Source organism: Paenibacillus glycanilyticus NBRC 16618, assembly GCF_004000805.1.
Taxonomy (GTDB): Bacteria; Bacillota; Bacilli; order Paenibacillales; family Paenibacillaceae; genus Pristimantibacillus; species Pristimantibacillus glycanilyticus.
This window is the reverse complement of sequence record NZ_BILY01000011.1, coordinates 61,907-79,099: the sequence shown is the minus strand read 5'-3', so window position 1 is coordinate 79,099 and position 17,193 is coordinate 61,907. Positions and strand designations below refer to the sequence as shown.

The 17,193-nt window shown below is 50.7% G+C and carries 11 protein-coding genes; 8 read left to right on the top strand and 3 right to left on the bottom strand.

Going from position 1 to position 17,193, the window contains the following annotated elements; all coding sequences use genetic code 11:
* Position 1 precedes the first annotated feature (1 nt).
* From PGL01S_RS11165 to PGL01S_RS11140, 7 genes are all read left to right on the top strand, one after another.
* Positions 2-1,768 carry a sensor histidine kinase gene (locus PGL01S_RS11165; protein ID WP_127494519.1) on the top strand — a complete coding sequence of 589 codons (1,767 nt, stop codon included), beginning with the start codon at positions 2-4 and terminating at the stop codon, positions 1,766-1,768.
* Positions 1,769-1,887: 119 nt separating this feature from the next.
* Complete coding sequence (locus tag PGL01S_RS11160) at positions 1,888-4,071, top strand: RelA/SpoT family protein (RefSeq protein ID WP_127494517.1); 2,184 nt, start codon at positions 1,888-1,890, stop codon at positions 4,069-4,071.
* 17 nt (positions 4,072-4,088) lie between these two features.
* Positions 4,089-4,532, top strand: coding sequence for a D-aminoacyl-tRNA deacylase (gene dtd, locus PGL01S_RS11155; protein WP_127494515.1), 444 nt, complete (start codon positions 4,089-4,091; stop codon positions 4,530-4,532).
* A gap of 91 nt (positions 4,533-4,623) precedes the next feature.
* Positions 4,624-4,791, top strand: a complete 168-nt coding sequence (locus tag PGL01S_RS30815; RefSeq protein ID WP_015845938.1) for a hypothetical protein — start codon at positions 4,624-4,626, stop codon at positions 4,789-4,791.
* Positions 4,792-5,501: 710 nt separating this feature from the next.
* The gene (hisS, locus tag PGL01S_RS11150) at positions 5,502-6,752 is read left to right on the top strand and encodes a histidine--tRNA ligase (RefSeq protein WP_127494512.1); all 1,251 of its coding nucleotides are present in this window, start codon (positions 5,502-5,504) and stop codon (positions 6,750-6,752) included.
* 24 nt (positions 6,753-6,776) lie between these two features.
* Positions 6,777-8,579: an aspartate--tRNA ligase gene (gene aspS / locus PGL01S_RS11145; protein ID WP_127494510.1), complete on the top strand. Its 1,803-nt coding sequence runs from the start codon at positions 6,777-6,779 to the stop codon at positions 8,577-8,579.
* An 84-nt stretch (positions 8,580-8,663) separates the two neighbouring features.
* Entirely contained in the window at positions 8,664-9,419 is a 756-nt protein-coding gene (locus tag PGL01S_RS11140) for a tRNA threonylcarbamoyladenosine dehydratase (protein WP_127494508.1), read from the top strand.
* Between the two features lie 276 nt (positions 9,420-9,695).
* Here PGL01S_RS11140 and PGL01S_RS11135 read toward each other — a convergent pair whose 3' ends face one another.
* From PGL01S_RS11135 to PGL01S_RS11125, 3 genes are all read right to left on the bottom strand, one after another.
* Complete coding sequence (locus PGL01S_RS11135; RefSeq protein WP_127494506.1) at positions 9,696-12,983, bottom strand: PAS domain S-box protein; 3,288 nt, start codon at positions 12,981-12,983, stop codon at positions 9,696-9,698.
* A gap of 155 nt (positions 12,984-13,138) precedes the next feature.
* Positions 13,139-14,626 (bottom strand): methyl-accepting chemotaxis protein, encoded by a 1,488-nt coding sequence (locus PGL01S_RS11130; RefSeq protein ID WP_127494504.1) that lies wholly within the window; start codon positions 14,624-14,626, stop codon positions 13,139-13,141.
* A 39-nt stretch (positions 14,627-14,665) separates the two neighbouring features.
* On the bottom strand, positions 14,666-15,235 hold the full coding sequence (locus PGL01S_RS11125; RefSeq protein WP_127494502.1) for a GNAT family N-acetyltransferase: 570 nt from the start codon (positions 15,233-15,235) through the stop codon (positions 14,666-14,668).
* Positions 15,236-15,519: 284 nt separating this feature from the next.
* On the opposite strand from PGL01S_RS11125, the gene PGL01S_RS11120 reads away from it, so the two are divergent.
* On the top strand, positions 15,520-16,830 hold the full coding sequence (locus PGL01S_RS11120; protein ID WP_127494500.1) for a replication-associated recombination protein A: 1,311 nt from the start codon (positions 15,520-15,522) through the stop codon (positions 16,828-16,830).
* Positions 16,831-17,193: the final 363 nt, after the last annotated feature.

Below are 17,193 nucleotides of genomic sequence, written 5' to 3'. Positions count from 1 at the left end.
TATGACGCAATCGCCGCTTACAGGCACTAATCATCCCCGCAAGTTTATTCCGTTTGGCATCAAGCTGCTGATCTCTTATATGATGCTGATCATTATACCAATCTTTCTGCTTGGCTATTTCGCCAGCGACATCATGACGGATTCGATCCGTTCGAATACGACGAACACCATTAAAGGAACGTTGAAGCAAATCGAAGATAACGTCGTCTATAAATTGGAGGATACGGTCCGCTTATCCGATCTTCTCTATTATGATACAACCTTGTCGAAGCAGCTGCTGCACTACGAGGAAGGCTGGGTCAGCTATGAAGCAACCACCAAGCTACTGCTTCCGAAGTTCCGGCAGACCATCGAATCGACGAACCGCAGCATGTGGCTGACCGTTTATTTGCGCAATGAGACATTGCCGGAAGTTTACTACGACAGCAAAAATATCGATCCTCTTGCCTTGAAGGGCAAGTTCTTTGACCTGCTTCATTTGAATCGGATTACGCAAAAGCCCTGGTATGAATCATTCCCCGCCGAGCAATACGGAGAGACGAAACAGTGGAAACAGATTGAGGATGACGATCGTTATAACCGGATATCGCTTCTCCGGAGGTTAGTTGATCTGGAGTCGGCCAAGCCGAAAGAGATCGGCTTTATGCGAATCAGCGTCTATTTGTCCGATTTGTTCCAGAGCGTGGATTCCCGCAAGATTGGCGCAGGCAGCACCTTGTTTATTACCGATGGCAACCGGAATATTTTGTATGCATCGGGAGCAACCGAGCAGTCGACGGAGCAATTGTGGGATGAGGGGAGAGGCAAAAATTATCTCGTTATCCGGCAGCCGCTTCCCGGTCTGAATTGGAGTCTCACGGCAATGGTTCCATCCTCGGTGTTAGAGAAGGATACGCAAAAGGTCAAGCTGTTGACGCTAATTATTTGCAGCGCGAGCTGCGTACTGATTTTGCTGGTCGCGACGTTTGTCTCGAGAACGTTTTCACGGCGGGTGTTAAAGGTGATGTCCGTACTCCAATCCTTCCGTCAAGGAGACTTTCAGCGGCGGATTCATTACAGCGGCAACGATGAATTTACGACGATTGCGTCTTCGCTTAATGAGCTGGGCAAACGAACGCAAAACCTGATTGAAGAGGTCTATACGACAAATTTGAAAAAGAAAGAGGCGGAGCTGGAGACGCTTCAAGCGCAGATCAATCCGCATTTTTTATATAATACGCTTTCCTCGATCAGCCGGCTGGCCAAATTCGGGCAGGTCGAAAAGCAGCATCAGATGGTCATGAATCTGGCCAAGTTTTACCGGTTGTCCTTGAATGAAGGTCAGACCATTATACCAATCGGCAAGGAAATCGAGCAGGTTCGGGCTTACATGGACATCCAGCAGATTAAATACGGCGACAGGGTCCGAATCAACTATAATATTTCCCCGGAAATTGTCGAACTCACGACTGTCAAGCTGATCGTTCAGCCTTTTGTTGAGAATGTGCTCGAGCATGCTTGGCGCGGAGACCAGATTGATATGCACGTGAGCGGCTATCTGGAGGGGGAGGTTGTCCATTTGATTATTGCGGACAACGGCAATGGCATGCCCCAGGAGACGATTTTCCATATATTTAGCGGAGAAGGAGCGGAACGCGTAGGCTACGGAATCCGTAATGTACATGAGAGGATACAGCTTTATTACGGCAAAGAATTTGGCGTGGCGATTGAGAGTGCGGAAGGTGAAGGCACGCGTGTTCATATTCGCATTCCGGCCGATTCCGTTTAGCTTCCCCGCGCGAAATTTGGTGAGGGATGCAGGTTGACGCGGATGCCTACTTCCAGCATAATATTAAGAAAACTCGGAAAATGCGCGAATCGGAGTCAAGCGTTCGGAAAGGACAATTCATGGGCATAGAGCAGTTAATCGAAAAGGCGTCGGCCTATATAAAAGAACAGGATCTTGTACGCATCAGGGAAGCCTATGAATTTGCGGACCAAGCCCATCACGGACAAGTGCGCAAGTCAGGGGAGCCTTACATTCTTCACCCTGTTGCCGTTGCGGAAATTATCGTGGATATGCAAATGGACGTACTGTCGATTATCGCAGCGCTGCTGCATGATGTGGTAGAAGATACGACAGTTGACCTTGAGGTCATCCGCGCGAATTTTGGCGAAACCTGCGCAATGCTGGTCGACGGACTTACGAAGCTCGAGAAGATCAAGTTCCGTTCGAAGGAAGAGCAGCAAAATGAGAATTACCGGAAGATGTTCCTGGCGATGGCGCAGGATATCCGGGTTATTCTGATCAAGCTGGCGGACCGCCTTCATAATATGCGCACGCTGAAGTTCCAGTCCGAGGAAGCGCAGCGGCGCATCGCCTACGAGACTCTGGAAATCTTTTGCCCGATTGCTCACCGGCTCGGTATTTCCGCGATTAAATGGGAAATGGAAGATATCGCTCTGCGGTATTTGAATCCGCAGCAATACTACCGGATCGCGAATCTGATGAAGAAGAAGCGGGCGGAGCGCGAGCTGTTTATTTCAGATGTAATCGGCCGGATTAAAGAGAAGCTCGAAGAGATGGGCATCGATGGGGATATTTCGGGCCGTCCGAAGCATATATACAGCATCTACAAGAAAATGACCGTCAAAAACAAACAGTTTAACGAGATTTACGATTTGATGGCCATCCGGATTATCGTAGACAATATCAAAGACTGTTATGCCACGCTTGGCATTATTCATACGTTGTGGAAGCCGATGCCGGGTCGGTTCAAGGACTATATCGCGATGCCGAAGGCTAACATGTACCAGTCCTTGCATACGACGGTAATCGGACCAAACGGGGAGCCGACGGAAGTGCAGATCCGTACTTGGGATATGCACCGCACCTCCGAATACGGTATCGCAGCCCATTGGGCTTACAAGGAAGGGACTATTGTTCCAAACAACAATTTCGAGGACAAAATGTCCTGGCTCCGCGAAATTATGGAGCTTCAGAACGAAGCGCGCGACGCCTCGGAATTTATGGAATCGCTCAAGATGGACTTTTTCGCCGATCTTGTATTTGTGTTTACACCAAGCGGCGAAGTCATTGAGCTGCCTGCCGGCTCGGTACCGCTGGACTTTGCCTACCGGATCCATACGGAGGTCGGCAACCGGACGATCGGCGCGAAGGTCAACGGACGGATTGTACCGCTTGACCATAAGCTGAAGACCGGCGACATTATCGAGATTTTAACGTCGAAGCATTCCTACGGTCCTAGCCAGGACTGGGTGAAGATCGCGCAATCTTCCCACGCGCGCAGCAAGATCCGCCAATGGTTCAAGCGCGAGAAGCGGGAAGAGAACGTGGCCAAAGGCCGCGATCTGCTCGAGCGAGAGCTGAAGCGCCTGGGCGTTGAGCCGTCTGCCTGGATGAGCGACGACAAGCTGCAGGAAGTGGCGAACAAGTTTAATTTCAACGATATCGAAGATATGATGTCGGCTATCGGGTTTGGCGGCATTACGGCTGCTCAGATTTGTACGCGTCTGACGGAGAAGCTTCGCAAGGAAGCGGAAAAGTCCAATCTGATCGAGCTGACCTCCGAGCCGAAGGAGATGAAATCTCCGGGCCACCGCAAGAACCGTCCGACCAACGGCGTAACGGTAAAAGGAATCGACAACTTGCTGGTCCGCTTTGCGCGATGCTGCAACCCGGTTCCGGGCGATACGATTATCGGTTATATTACCCGGGGCAGAGGCGTGTCGGTCCACCGGATGGACTGCCAGAACATTCCGTTCAATTCGGAGGGTGAAGAGGCGGACCGCGTCATTGAGGTGGAGTGGGAGGATTCGATTGAATCCAACTATAGCGTAGATATTGAAATAACCGGTCATGACCGTTCGGGACTTCTCAACGAAGTTCTGCAGGCCGTGTCCGAGAGTAAGACGAATATTTCGGCCGTTACGGGCCGTTCGGTGAAGAACAAAATGGCGATGATTCATATGACCGTGCTTATCCGTAATATTGATCATTTGTCCTCGGTAGTAGAGAAAATCAAACGCGTTCAGGATGTTTACTCCGTTCAGCGCATTATGAACAGCTAGTTGGAGGTTTACCCGCAGTGAAGGTAGTTGTGCAACGCAGCAAGCAGGCAAGCGTAACCATCGACGGGGAAGTCGTTGGGGCAATCGATAACGGTCTCGTGCTACTCGTCGGAATCACGCATGAAGACACGGAAGAGGATATCCGCTGGATGGCGGATAAGGTAGCGGGTCTGCGGATCTTCGAGGACGAGAATGAGAAAATGAACTTCTCCGTCGTTGACGTCGGCGGACAGATTTTATCGATTTCGCAGTTCACGTTGTACGGGGATAGCAGGAAAGGGCGGCGTCCGAACTTTATGGCTGCCGCGCGTCCGGAGCTGGCGGAACCGCTGTACAATCGGTTCAACGAGCAGCTTCGCGCGGCAGGCCTGATCGTTGAGACGGGCCGTTTCGGCGCGATGATGGATGTCGCTCTCGTGAACTCGGGACCCGTGACATTAATTATCGACAGCAAGCAGTAAATAGCGGGTAAGATAGGCTCCGGCTGGCAACAATAGAGACAGGCATGGCTTAATCGGCCTCAAGTATCTGTTGGCAGAAGGAGCTTAACTTATGCATCAATCCCGCAAGGAACAAGGCGTGGAGCGGGCCTCCCGCAGACTTCTTCATACGGATCGCCGCGAAGCGATCGTGATGTCGAGGCTGGAGGAGCAGGTGGAGACGGCGGAGGAATTTTTCGCATTCCCTTCGAACCGGCGTGAGCCCGGCGGACGCATGTAAGTGGAACTTAAGGGAAAGGCTGCTCTTGCCGGGCAGCTTTTTTTCTTCAAAAGCGAATGTTCGTAAATGAACCGCTTACTATTTTGTAACATTACTGTAATGAGTTTATAACGGTTTTTTAACATCGCTATCCTATAATAAATCTCGACCCCCTTTTTAAAAATATAATTTCTGGACCTGCAACGATGGCTGCAGGTTTTTTTTTGTCCGCAAAGAGGCATACTGATGAAATGTGATTGACTATTGACTTATTTTGTCGACACGGTTAGAATTAGGACTCAGTATATAAATTTTGATTCGTTGATGGAACAAAGTAATCCCGTGCACGTACCCAGAGAGAGGCGCCAAGGCTGCAAGCGTCTTTATGGTGACAGGATGAAGCGACCTTCCGGAGAACAGACGGTGAACGAATGATCCGCAGGATCATTGCCATTAGCCAATCTGCGTGTAACGGGCGTTAACCGTTAATGAGCGGACTGCATTGTCCGGAATATGGGTGGCACCACGGGAGTTCAACTCTCGTCCCTAACGATTAGCCTTTAACGGCATGTCGTTAGGGGCGGGAGTTTTTTGCGTGATTATGAGTTGTTATGAAGATTACGCTTACGAGGCAAGAATCATCGCAAAAGACGCGACAATTCTTTTGGATTATGCTTACGAAGCAAGAATTACCGCAAAAGACGCGACAATTCTTTTTAGGAGGGTTTGCAATGGCTTTTCAAAAGTCACCGGGCACGCAGGATATTTTGCCTGGAGTAGTTGAGCGCTGGCAGTATGCGGAGCAGAAAGCCCGCGACATTTGCCGACGTTTTAATTTCCGCGAGATTCGGACACCAATCTTCGAAGCTACGGAGCTGTTCCAACGCGGCGTAGGCGAAACGACGGATATCGTGGAGAAGGAGATGTACACCTTCACGGACCGAGGCGATCGCAGCATTACGCTTCGTCCGGAAGGAACGGCGGGCGTTGTCCGTTCGTACGTCGAGAACAAATTGTTCGGAGAACCGGATGTTTCGAAGCTGTATTATATCGGACCGATGTTCCGTTACGAGCGCCAGCAGGCTGGCCGTTACCGCCAATTCCACCAATTTGGGATCGAAGCGCTTGGATCGGTGGATCCGGCGATTGACGCGGAGGTTATCGCGCTGGGGTATACCTTCTACAAGGAGGTAGGACTAAAGGGCGTCCGCGTGGAGATCAATTCGGTTGGCACGCCCGCGGTTCGCGCAGCCTTCCGGGAGAAGCTGCTTGCTTTCCTTATGCCGATGCGCGACCAGCTCTGCAAGGACTGCCAGTCCCGCATGGAGCGCAATCCGCTGCGCGTACTCGACTGCAAGACCGATCAGGCCCGCTTTGAAGAGGCGCCATCGATTCTCGACAGCCTGGACGAGGAATGCAATACCCACTTCGACAAGGTAAAAACGTACCTGACGGATATGGGCATTCCATTCTCGATCAATCCAAGACTTGTTCGCGGCCTCGATTATTATACTCACACCGCTTTCGAATACAAGGCGGAAGGGATCGGCGCTATCGATACGATTGGCGGCGGCGGCCGTTATAACGGACTTGTAGCCGAGATCGGCGGACCGGATCAACCAGGCGTAGGACTTGGCCTTGGCTTGGAACGCACGATTATGCTGCTTGAGCATCAACAAGCCGAGCTGGACAACGCGCATCAGATTGACGTGTACGTGGTAGCGCTGGGCGAAGCGGCAGAACGGGAAGTAACAAGACTGGTCTACGAGCTGCGCACCTCCGGTATCCGCGCGGAACGCGATTATCTGGGCCGTAAAATGAAGGCGCAGATGAAATCGGCAGACCGTCTGCAAGCCCGGTATACGGCTATTCTCGGCGATGACGAACTGACGCGCGGCGAGATTGCCTTGAAGGAAATGGCAACAGGCGAGCAGCGCGTAGTGGCGCTTGCAAGTCTGGCTTCGGAACTGAAATCCAACTAATTATAAAGGGGAGTTACATCCATTATGATGCTGAAAACTCATCAGTGCGGCACTTTAACAAAAGCCAACATTGGCGAAGAAGTAACACTAAACGGCTGGGTACAACGCCGCCGTGACCTTGGCGGTGTCTTGTTCATCGACCTGCGCGACCGTACAGGTATTGTGCAAACCGTATTTAACCCTGATTTCTCCGGCGAAGCTTTGGCAATCGCCGACCGTGCGCGTAACGAATTCGTACTGGCTGTTAAAGGTACGGTTGTGGAACGCGATGCGGAGACGGTTAACAAAAACCTGGCAACAGGCGAAATCGAGATCCGCGTGACGGAGATTGAAGTGATCAATGCTGCGAAGACGCCTCCATTCCCTATCGAAGACGGCGTTGAAGTAGACGAATCGCTTCGCCTGAAATACCGTTACCTCGACCTGCGCCGTCCGGAAATGCACAAAACGCTCTTGCTGCGTTCGAAAGCGGCAAAAGTATTCCGCGACTTCCTTGACGGTGAAGGCTTTATCGACGTTGAAACGCCAATCCTGACAAAAAGCACGCCGGAAGGCGCTCGCGATTACCTGGTACCAAGCCGCGTTCACGAAGGCGAATTCTTCGCGTTGCCGCAATCGCCGCAAATCTTCAAGCAATTGCTGATGGTCGGCGGTATTGAGCGTTATTACCAAATCGCTCGCTGCTTCCGTGATGAAGACCTTCGCGCTGACCGTCAACCGGAATTCACGCAAGTCGACATCGAGACTTCGTTCCTGACGCAAGATCAATTGCTCGGCATGATGGAGCAGCTGATTGCGCGCCTGTTCCGCGAAACGATTTGCGTAGAGGTTGAGCTTCCGATCCAACGCATTACTTACGCGGATGCAATGAACAAATACGGCTCCGACAAGCCTGACCTTCGTTTCGGCATGGAAATCGAAGATATTACCGATATCGTTGCGACCAGCGACGTTAAAGTATTTGCAAGCGTTGCGGCAAGCGGCGGCGTCGTGAAGGCGTTCAACGCAAAAGGCTGCGGCCACTGGAGCCGCAAAGAGCTTGACGATCTGCAGCCGTTCGCTGCCCGTTACGGCGGTAAAGGCCTGGCATGGATCACGATTAAAGACGGCGAGTGGAAAGGTCCAATCGTTAAATTCTTGAAGCCTGAAGAAATCGCAGCTTTGACTGAGCGTCTGAACGTTGAAGAGGGCGACCTCCTGACATTCTCCGCCGACAAAGCGAAAGTCGTTGCCGACGTTCTGGGCAACCTGCGTCTGAAAGTCGGCCGTGAGCTGGGTCTGATCGACGACTCCAAGTTCAAGTTCGTATGGGTTGTTGACTTCCCTATGCTCGAGTGGGACGAAGAAGCAAAACGTTTCGTAGCGGTTCACCACCCGTTCACGCGTCCGAAGGAAGAAGACCTGCACCTGTTCGAGACGGATCCGGGACAAATCCGCGCGCAAGCCTACGATATCGTTCTGAACGGCTACGAAGTTGGCGGCGGCTCGATGCGTATCTACAAACGCGATATTCAGGAGAAAATGTTCGGCGCGCTTGGCTTCAACATGGAAGAAGCGCATGAGAAGTTTGGCTTCCTGCTTGACGCATTCGATTACGGTACGCCTCCGCACGGCGGTATCGCATTCGGTTTCGACCGTCTCGTCATGCTGCTGACAGGCCGCACGAACCTGCGCGAGACCATCGCATTCCCGAAAACGGCAAGCGCAACCGACCTGCTCTGCGACGCACCGTCTCCGGTCGAGCTGTCGCAGCTTGAGCAGCTCCATATCCGCACTGTTCTGAAGCCTAAGCCGGAAGCGGCTGCTGCAGGCAACAAGCAAGCTTAAGCTTATGCTTTCGATGTAAGAATCATCACGAACAGCCATAAGGCTGTTTAGGTGACAATTCTTTTTAGGGGGCGGCAACGAATTATGCTGCATCAATTTTCTCGCACCGAGCTTGCGATCGGTCCGGAAGGCCTCGACGTGATGAGAGGGAGTACCGTCGCCGTGCTTGGCATCGGCGGCGTAGGCTCCATCGCGGCCGAGGCTCTTGCCCGGACCGGCGTGGGCCGGATCATCCTTATCGATAAGGATGTTGTGGATATTACAAACGTGAACCGCCAGATTCATGCGCTCACCACAACGGTTGGACAACCGAAGGCTGATCTGATGCGCGACCGGATTAAGCTGATTAATCCGGAATGCGATGTCATCTCGCTGCGGATGTTCTATACGGAAGAGACGTATGAGCAGCTGTTTGCTTATGAACTTGATTATGTCGTGGACGCTTCGGACACGATCTCGTATAAAGTCCATCTGATCAAGGAATGCCTGGAGCGGAAAATTCCGATCATCTCCAGCATGGGTGCCGCGAACAAGATGGATCCGACGAGATTTACCGTTGCGGACATCTCGAAGACGCATACGGATCCTATCGCGCGCGTGGTACGCACGAAGCTGCGCAAGGACGGCATTAAGAAAGGCGTGAAGGTAGTCTTCTCCGATGAGCTGCCCAAGAAGCCTCGCGAGGACGTGACGCAGCGCATCGTGCCGGAGAATGCTCCGGAGATCCGCAAAGCGAAGCAGCCGCCCGCGAGCAACGCGTTTGTGCCTCCGGTTGCCGGGCTTATCATGGTAAGCGTAGTGGTGCAGGATCTGTTGGCGAAGCATGGTATTGAAGTATAGAAGGAAGGCTGTCCTTTGGGGCGGCCTTTCTTTTTTGTTGATGCTGGGGTGGGATTTACAGAAAAGTATCCTCTTCCGGTTGCTGTTGCTTGTGCTTTGCATGAACAATATTCAGAGGTGGCAAAGCACAAGCAAAGGCAAGCGCTGCGCTCCTCCAGACGATACTTTTCTTCCAATCCCACAGCATCAAAAGAAAAAGACAGTGCCAAAAGATCCTGCATGGGGAGGGGGCGGAAAGAACCGCAAGCGGGGATTCGCTTGCGGTTCTTTTTGGGATTAGAGGGAGGAGCGATGGTCGGAGAAGGCACGGAGATATTGAATGCTGTCTTCTTTTATGAACCTGCAGCCGGGAACAATCGGGTTCTTCATGATTTGCACGGATAAGGCGTTGAGGACACGGGTTAACGGCGTTCGTTCATGGTCATCGATGTGGAATTCCAAGCCGTATTGATAAATGCCGGGTTCCAGTTCCTGTAGCCAGACAACCTTGCCGTATAGCTTGAAGCTTTTGTAGAGAAGCTGGGCTTCGATCTCTAACAGAATTCCGGAATGGACGGCAAGCTGGATGGAGGACAAAAATCGCAAGCCTCCGGCTCCTATATTTTCGATGACGATTTCCGTTTTGCCAAGGTCAATGCTTCTTCCGTTGATCTCTTTGACGGTCATTAAAGCGCTGATAGGGTGAGGAAGATGAACCCGGAAATAGGCCCGTCTGTTCTCGAATGGAGCATCAGCACCTTTAATAAGGGGAGTCAGCATCCCGCGCTTCAGCAATTCGGCAAACGCTTCGGCTTGCACGGGTCTGCTGAACAGGTAGCCTTGCACCAAATCGCATTTCAGAAGCTTGAGAATATGAAGCTGCTCCTCAGTCTCTACTCCTTCCGCCACAACCGACATGTTCATATGCTGGGCGAGTTGAATAATCGTGCTGATAATAGCATTATCGTCGCTGCCTTGATGCAGGTCATGAATAAACGACCGGTCAATCTTCAGAATGCCGATCGTATGCTTGAATCTTTTCAGATAGGATAAGGAAGAGTAGCCCGTTCCAAAGTCGTCAAGCGAGATAGTAACGCCAAGCTTGTTCAGCGCATCAAGAGTATGCATGACCGTTTCCGCATTTTCGAGCAGAGAGGATTCGGTAATTTCAATCTCCAAGTACCGGGGTTCCAGTTCGGTCTCGGCTAAAATCTGCTGGATGGAGTCCATAATATCTTTGGATAGGAACCGTTTGGCCGTTACGTTAATCGAGATCGGAATAGGTTTTAGACCCGCAAGCTGCCACTCTTTGTTTTGACGGCATACCGTCCGCTTAACCCAGTTGCCAAGCGATACGATTAATCCGGTTTCTTCCGATATCGGTATAAACTCATTCGGAGCTATCAGTCCCCACTCAGGATGATTCCACCTGATTAACGCCTCGGCGCCAACGATTTCGCCCGTATGGATATTCACCTTCGGCTGATAATACATCTCCAGCTCCTCACGCTGAATAGCCTTGCGGAGGTCCTTCTCCAGCGTAAAGATTTTGTAGGTTTGCACGTTCATCGAAGAGGTGAAAATCTGATAGCCGTTTTTACCAAGGTCTTTAGCCCGGTAAAGAGCGGAGTCGGCGTTTTTCATCAGAGTGGAACAATCTTCCCCGTCGTTAGGATAGATGCTGATTCCTACGCTCGTTGTAATATACAGCTCGTAATCCCCGATAATAAAGGGTTCTCGAATTCTCTCTATAATACGCCTGGCGACTTCGATCGCACTGTTATTATCCTTGATGTGCGGGAGAATGACGGTAAATTCATCCCCGCCCATTCTAGCGACAAAGTCGTTCTCCCTGATCTGCTCCAGCAGGCGTTTGGCGAAGGCAATCAACAGCTGGTCTCCAACGGCATGTCCTAATGAGTCATTGATATATTTGAATCGGTCCATGTCGAGATACATGACCGCGAAATGACGGCGGGTTATCTTGGCTGTCTCCAAGGCATGCTCCAGCATCTCTTCGAACTTTCTCCGGTTGGGAAGCTCGGTTAAGGCGTCGTGATAGGCGAGAAAAGCATTCAATTCCTCGGCTCGTTTCCGCTCCGTCACATCAAGGATGGTACCTATGACGGCGGGGGCGCCTTGATACATGATCCGGTTGGAATACATCTCTACTTCAAGGATTTTCCCTTCCGCCGTTAACACGCGCAGAGGATGACGTATGGCATCGGATTCGTTATACAGGATTTGAATGTTTCGTTTTACAAACGAGTAGTCGTCCGGATACACAATGTCCCAAATGCTCATTCCAATAATCGCTTCTTTATATCCAAGCATGTCTACCAGATGGGGATTGGCATACAAGATGATATTTTTTTGAATGATATAGACGCCAACAATCGATTTTTCCACCAGGCTGCGGTATTTGGATTCGGCTTCGATAAGGGCATTCTCGGCTTGTTTTTTCGTTGTGACATCTTTGGCGATGGAGTAAATTCCCACAATACGGTTGTCAATCGTGATGGGAAGCTTCGTCATTTTCATGTAGACCAGATGGCCTTGCTTATGCCGGCATACCAGTTCATAGCTCTGGACCGTACCCTGCAGCGCCTGATCGAAATAAATGCGGGCTTTATCCCGTTCATTCTCGGCAATCAAGCGACTATAATTGGAATACAATAATTCCTCTTTGGAGTAGCCTAATATTTTTTCGAGTGCGGAGTTGCAATCCATAAAGTTGCCGTTCAAATCAAAATAAGAGATCGCATCGGGGTTCTGTTCAAAAAGGGATTCGTAGCGCTGCTTGTTAATCTGAAATAATTGCTTGTTTCTGGTCTCGTCCGAGATATCGTTGCTTATTCCAATGATGCCCGTAATTTGCTCATGCATAAAAATAGGGGAGAGGGTCGTCATGACATCAACGCTATGTCCGTGTTTATGGAGAATGGCGATCTGAAAAGACAGAGTCTCGCCATCAAGAGCCCTCTGATTATAAGCCGTCGCTTGCTCAAGGTCCTCAGGCTTAATGAATTGGCTAAAGTGGATATGCTCCTCTTTGCCGTAGCCGGTTAATTTAACGGCCGCATCGTTCACGTCAAGGATGTTGCCTTGCAAATCGATGATAAAGGCAGCGCTGAACATATTTTTTAACAGGGAAATGTAACGCTGCTCCATTAATTTGATATCCGACAGATCCTTTGCAATGGCGTAGAATCCGTCGATCTCATCGTTTATCTTTCTTGGGAAAGCGGTAACCGTCAGATCGATGAAGGGGCCTGTTTTATGAAGAACGCGGATTTCGAAAATTTGAATTTCGCCCTGCAGCAGCCTTTCGAAATGCTCCTTTGCCCTTTGACGCTGATTGCCCGGTAAAAGGGAACCGTAGGTCATATGCTTGAATTCTTCCGGGGTGTATCCTAATGTATTCGTAAAGGCCTGGTTCGCTTCGGTCAGACGTCCGTTATGATCGAACAGCAGGAAGATGTCTGACCGATGGTCAAACAAGGAAGTATTAAACCATTCGGAAAGAATCGGGATATCCTCTTGTCTCTTATTTTTCTTCAAGAAATCCAGCTTAAATAAACTCATATCAGTTTTCCGCCCACCTGCAACTATGTATGTTGAATCATTATATCAAGCTTTGTATTTTTTTGTCGATTTACTATGAGAAGTCATAAATGGACGGGGCTGTTAATAAGAACAAAACCGCAAGCGGAATCCGCTTGCGGTTTTTGTCTTTTACGTTATTTAGTTGTTGGCTCAACCAACTGCTTAAGCTCGGAGATCAAGACATCCAGCTGCGCGTAACCTTCCACGAGATGGCCGATCTTCACATCCTGCGTTTCCATGCTCGCGCAAACCTCTTCAACGGAAGCCATATTCTGCTCGGTTATGGCCGCCATGCCCGTCATCTCGTCTGCGATGGAGGAGTAACGGTCATACAGCTGTTTGGAGGATTCGCCAACGGTATCGGACTGCTGCTTGACCTGCTCGGTATTGCTGTTAATCCTCCTGATAATGCCTTCTACCTTTTGCGATGCTTCGTAGCTGGTATCCACAGCCTGCTGACCGAGATGCACCTGCTCGCTTACGGCTGTAACCGACGTATGGATGGTACTCAGAATGTTCGTAATTTCGCCGGCTGCAATATTCGCGTTATCAGCGAGCTTGCGAACCTCACCGGCAACAACAGCGAAACCTCGGCCATGCTCGCCGGCACGGGCAGCTTCGATCGCCGCATTCAGGGACAGAAGATTCGTCTGCTCGGAAATCTCCCGGATCGAGCCAACGATCGAGCTAACCTGCTCGTTCTGCTCAATCAACTGCTCCATTAAGGATACGGTCTGTGCGATAATCGCCTTGACGCTGTTCACATCCGTTGTTAAGGTCTGGATCAGCTCATTGCCTTCCACGGTAAGCACGGCCGTATCCGCGGAATACTGCTGCAGCTGCGTTGAGCCTTCGCGAAGCTGGGAGACGGCGCTCTCAATCGTGTGGGCGGAATCGCTGACGCTAAGCACCATGCTTGTCTGCTTCTCAATGGAAGCGGACATTTCCGCAAAGGTAGTGGTGACCTCGCGCGAGATCTGGCCGGTCGATTCGACCGTGCCTTTCTGCTCGTTGCTGAATTCGCCAAGAATAAGAATCATCGATTTCAGCTTCTCGACGACCTTCTCGGTCAGTTCCTTCGCTTCCAGCGCTTCGCGCCGCTCGCTCGTAACATCGGACTGCAGACGTTGGCTGAATTTCGCGGAGAAGGAGAGCGCGACCGTCGCAAAGATCAGATATAAGAACAGGTAGAGCAGAGAATCATTCGGGAATAACTGCTGCTGCAAATCGGAATCCAGGAAAATGTACGTGCTGACGCCCATGCCGAGAACACCGGTGAAGATGATAGGCTTATAATCCGCGTAAAGCGTCATGACGGCAATATTAACGTAGACGAGGAAATATGTACTTATAATCGGATGCGGATCGGATACGATCAGCAGCACCGTTAAGGCGGTTAGAATGACCGGAACGACGTACATGATGTACTGGACCATAATCCGTTTGTAAGTCATAAAGGTTGCCAGCCCGCAGCTGATAAGGCCAACGACAGCCAGCAGAACAATCATATCCGTCCCGAGACCTGCTCCTAGATCGGCAAGAAGGCCTAGAGCAAGCAGTCCCCATAAAATTTTTACAAATAAACGATTCCGTTTGTCGAGTATAAGCTGATCTTTGGTCATAGTCGTGATCTCTACCTTTACACAGTGGTTTTATAAGGCTTACATAGCTCTGCTGGCAGATCTGGCAGGCGAGGCGGCCGGATAGACCAGCCAGTTGTATTGTTCTTTATTGCGGTAGATGGACTCCATGTCGAAAATGACGGGAATGACGTCATCTCCCTTATAGAACGTTTTGCCGCCAACCTTTTCCATCGGAACGCGGAAAGTAATTCGTAGAGCACGGTAGAATACGGGCTCCAGCAGCGATATAAAGTAGCGGAAATTGTACTTCTCGGCACAATATACGGCGGATGATAATAAATCCGAGATCGGCTGTTGTCCTCTATAATGCTGTAAGACTGCGATTTTATCGATTTCCGCTACGCGGGTGGGATCTTCGGTGATTTTGAAATGCTGTTGGAAAGGAGCGACCGTATCGATCTCGTTAAGGCCGGGCAGGTAAGGTTTAATTTCGGACGTTCCTACGCATTGTCCGTCCTCGGCTACAGCCAGGTACCGTTCGACGACCTGTGCCGCATGCTCGAGCTCATAGCCCTTTTCCTCCCATACAGAGACCCAAATGCTGTTGAACACCGCTAATTCCCATTCGCTCTTCACAGATTTGAACAAAACACAACTCTCCTTATCCTCTCTCTCTGTCTAATGTTTTTTATCTCTTTAAGTTCCCTCTCGTGGCTTGCCATCCGCTTTGCGCGGCATGACAAAGGAAATATATTCCTGCAATTTATATCGGCTCTTTAGTAGTGAAATATTATAGTAATACCTACAAATTAACTAGGTTTTAACAAAAAAATATGGCAACAGTCCCATTTCCGAATGGTGGCGAACGTATGTGCGAGTATGCTATCATCATAGTAACGCATTTATGCAGGTAAAAAGGTTGTGACTTCATAATGGATTTATTCTCCTATCAGGAGGCGGAGACGCCGCGGGCAAGACTGCTTGCCGACCGAATGCGGCCGGAGACGCTGGATGACTATATCGGGCAAGAGCATATCATTGGAGCGGGCAAGCTGCTGCGCAGGGCGATAGAAGGCGACCAGGTATCGTCGATCCTGCTGTACGGCCCTCCGGGCTGCGGCAAAACGACGCTCGCGAATATTATTTCGAAACGTACGGCAGGGGAGTTCGTCAAGCTAAACGCGGTAGACGCGTCGGTGAAGGACGTCAGGGAAGTCATTGACACGGCGAAGACAAACAAGCTGATGTACGGCAAAAAAACGATTTTGTTCCTCGACGAGGTTCACCGGTTTAACACGTCCAGGCAGGACGCGCTGCTGCCGGCCGTTGAGCAGGGGATCATTATATTTATCGGGGCAACGACGGAGAATCCGTTCCATCATGTGAACGGGGCGCTCTTGTCCCGCTCAACGCTGTTCCAGCTGGAGCCGCTTAATGAGAAGCATGCGCTGGAGGCCATGAAGCGGGCTTTGACGGACAGGGACCGCGGACTTGGCTTTATGACGCTTCACGCCGAGGAAGAGGCGCTTCAGCACATCGCGGAGATGGCGGGCGGCGATATCCGCCGCGCGCTGAATGCGCTGGAGCTCGCAGCGGTCACAACCCCTTCGGAGCCGGACGGTTCGGTCCGGATTACGATGGAGGTTGCGCAGGAATCGATCCGGAAGCCAACCGTCCGGGCGGATACGTCTACGCAGTATGATGTTCTGTCGGCGTTCCATAAGAGTATCCGGGGCTCGAGCGATGCCGCTTTGTTCTGGTTTCTCTATGCGGTCGAGAAGCTTGGCATGGATCCGATGACCTTCCTCCGGCGGCTTATCGTGGCTTGCAGCGAAGATATCGGTCTTGCCAATCCGCAGGCGATGGTGCAGGCGGTAACGGCCATGGATGCGTACCATAAGATCGGCTGGCCGGAGGCGAAGTACAATATTGCTCAGGCCATATTGTTTGCCGTCGAGAGTCCGAAGTCGAATGCGGCAGCGGTTGCGATCGGCAAAGCGATGTCCGTTATCGAGGGGGCGGGACAAGCGGAAGTGCCGCTTCATCTGCGGGATACGCATTACAAAGGCGCCCAGCAGCTTGGCCACGAGGGCTACAAGTATCCGCATGATTACCCCGGCCATTACGTGAATCAGCAATATTTGCCGGACAACTTAAAGGGCGTAACGATCTACAAAGCGACCGAGCAGGGGATGGAAGGGAAAATTCGCCAGAACCAGGAGCTCCGGCAGCGGAAAAAATAACAGGAAAGGACCTTCCGGCGGAAGGTCCTTTCCTGTTATTTTACATTATTCGACAGACAACGAATAGGATCAAAGATATACTGTCATTACGAAACGGAGATTTTTTATAATAAGGGGATATCATCTTGAAAACTTGTTTTGTGCATGATGAAAAGGAATATGCAACAACTTGCCCTTTTTGCGGGAAAGACTACTGCCCAGAATGTTTACAGCTGGTTGGAAAAAGAAAAACAGTTATATGCGAAACTTGTTACCAATATTTTATGACTAAGATGAAAAGGTCGAGATTCAGAAGATTCGCCTATATACTAGCAGGCTCTATCTTAACTCTTATTTGTTTAATTTACGGTTTGGGGTCTTGGG

Excerpts from the sequence above, each read along its gene's own strand:
- PGL01S_RS11120 (WP_127494500.1), top strand. The coding sequence starts at position 15,520 with ATGGATTTATTCTCCTATCAGGAGGCGGAGACGCCGCGGGCAAGACTG.
- PGL01S_RS11130 (WP_127494504.1), bottom strand. The coding sequence starts at position 14,626 with ATGACCAAAGATCAGCTTATACTCGACAAACGGAATCGTTTATTTGTA.
- PGL01S_RS30815 (WP_015845938.1), top strand. The coding sequence starts at position 4,624 with ATGCATCAATCCCGCAAGGAACAAGGCGTGGAGCGGGCCTCCCGCAGA.
- hisS (WP_127494512.1), top strand. The coding sequence starts at position 5,502 with ATGGCTTTTCAAAAGTCACCGGGCACGCAGGATATTTTGCCTGGAGTA.
- PGL01S_RS11140 (WP_127494508.1), top strand. The coding sequence starts at position 8,664 with ATGCTGCATCAATTTTCTCGCACCGAGCTTGCGATCGGTCCGGAAGGC.
- PGL01S_RS11135 (WP_127494506.1), bottom strand. The coding sequence starts at position 12,983 with ATGAGTTTATTTAAGCTGGATTTCTTGAAGAAAAATAAGAGACAAGAG.
- aspS (WP_127494510.1), top strand. The coding sequence starts at position 6,777 with ATGATGCTGAAAACTCATCAGTGCGGCACTTTAACAAAAGCCAACATT.
- PGL01S_RS11160 (WP_127494517.1), top strand. The coding sequence starts at position 1,888 with ATGGGCATAGAGCAGTTAATCGAAAAGGCGTCGGCCTATATAAAAGAA.
- PGL01S_RS11165 (WP_127494519.1), top strand. The coding sequence starts at position 2 with ATGACGCAATCGCCGCTTACAGGCACTAATCATCCCCGCAAGTTTATT.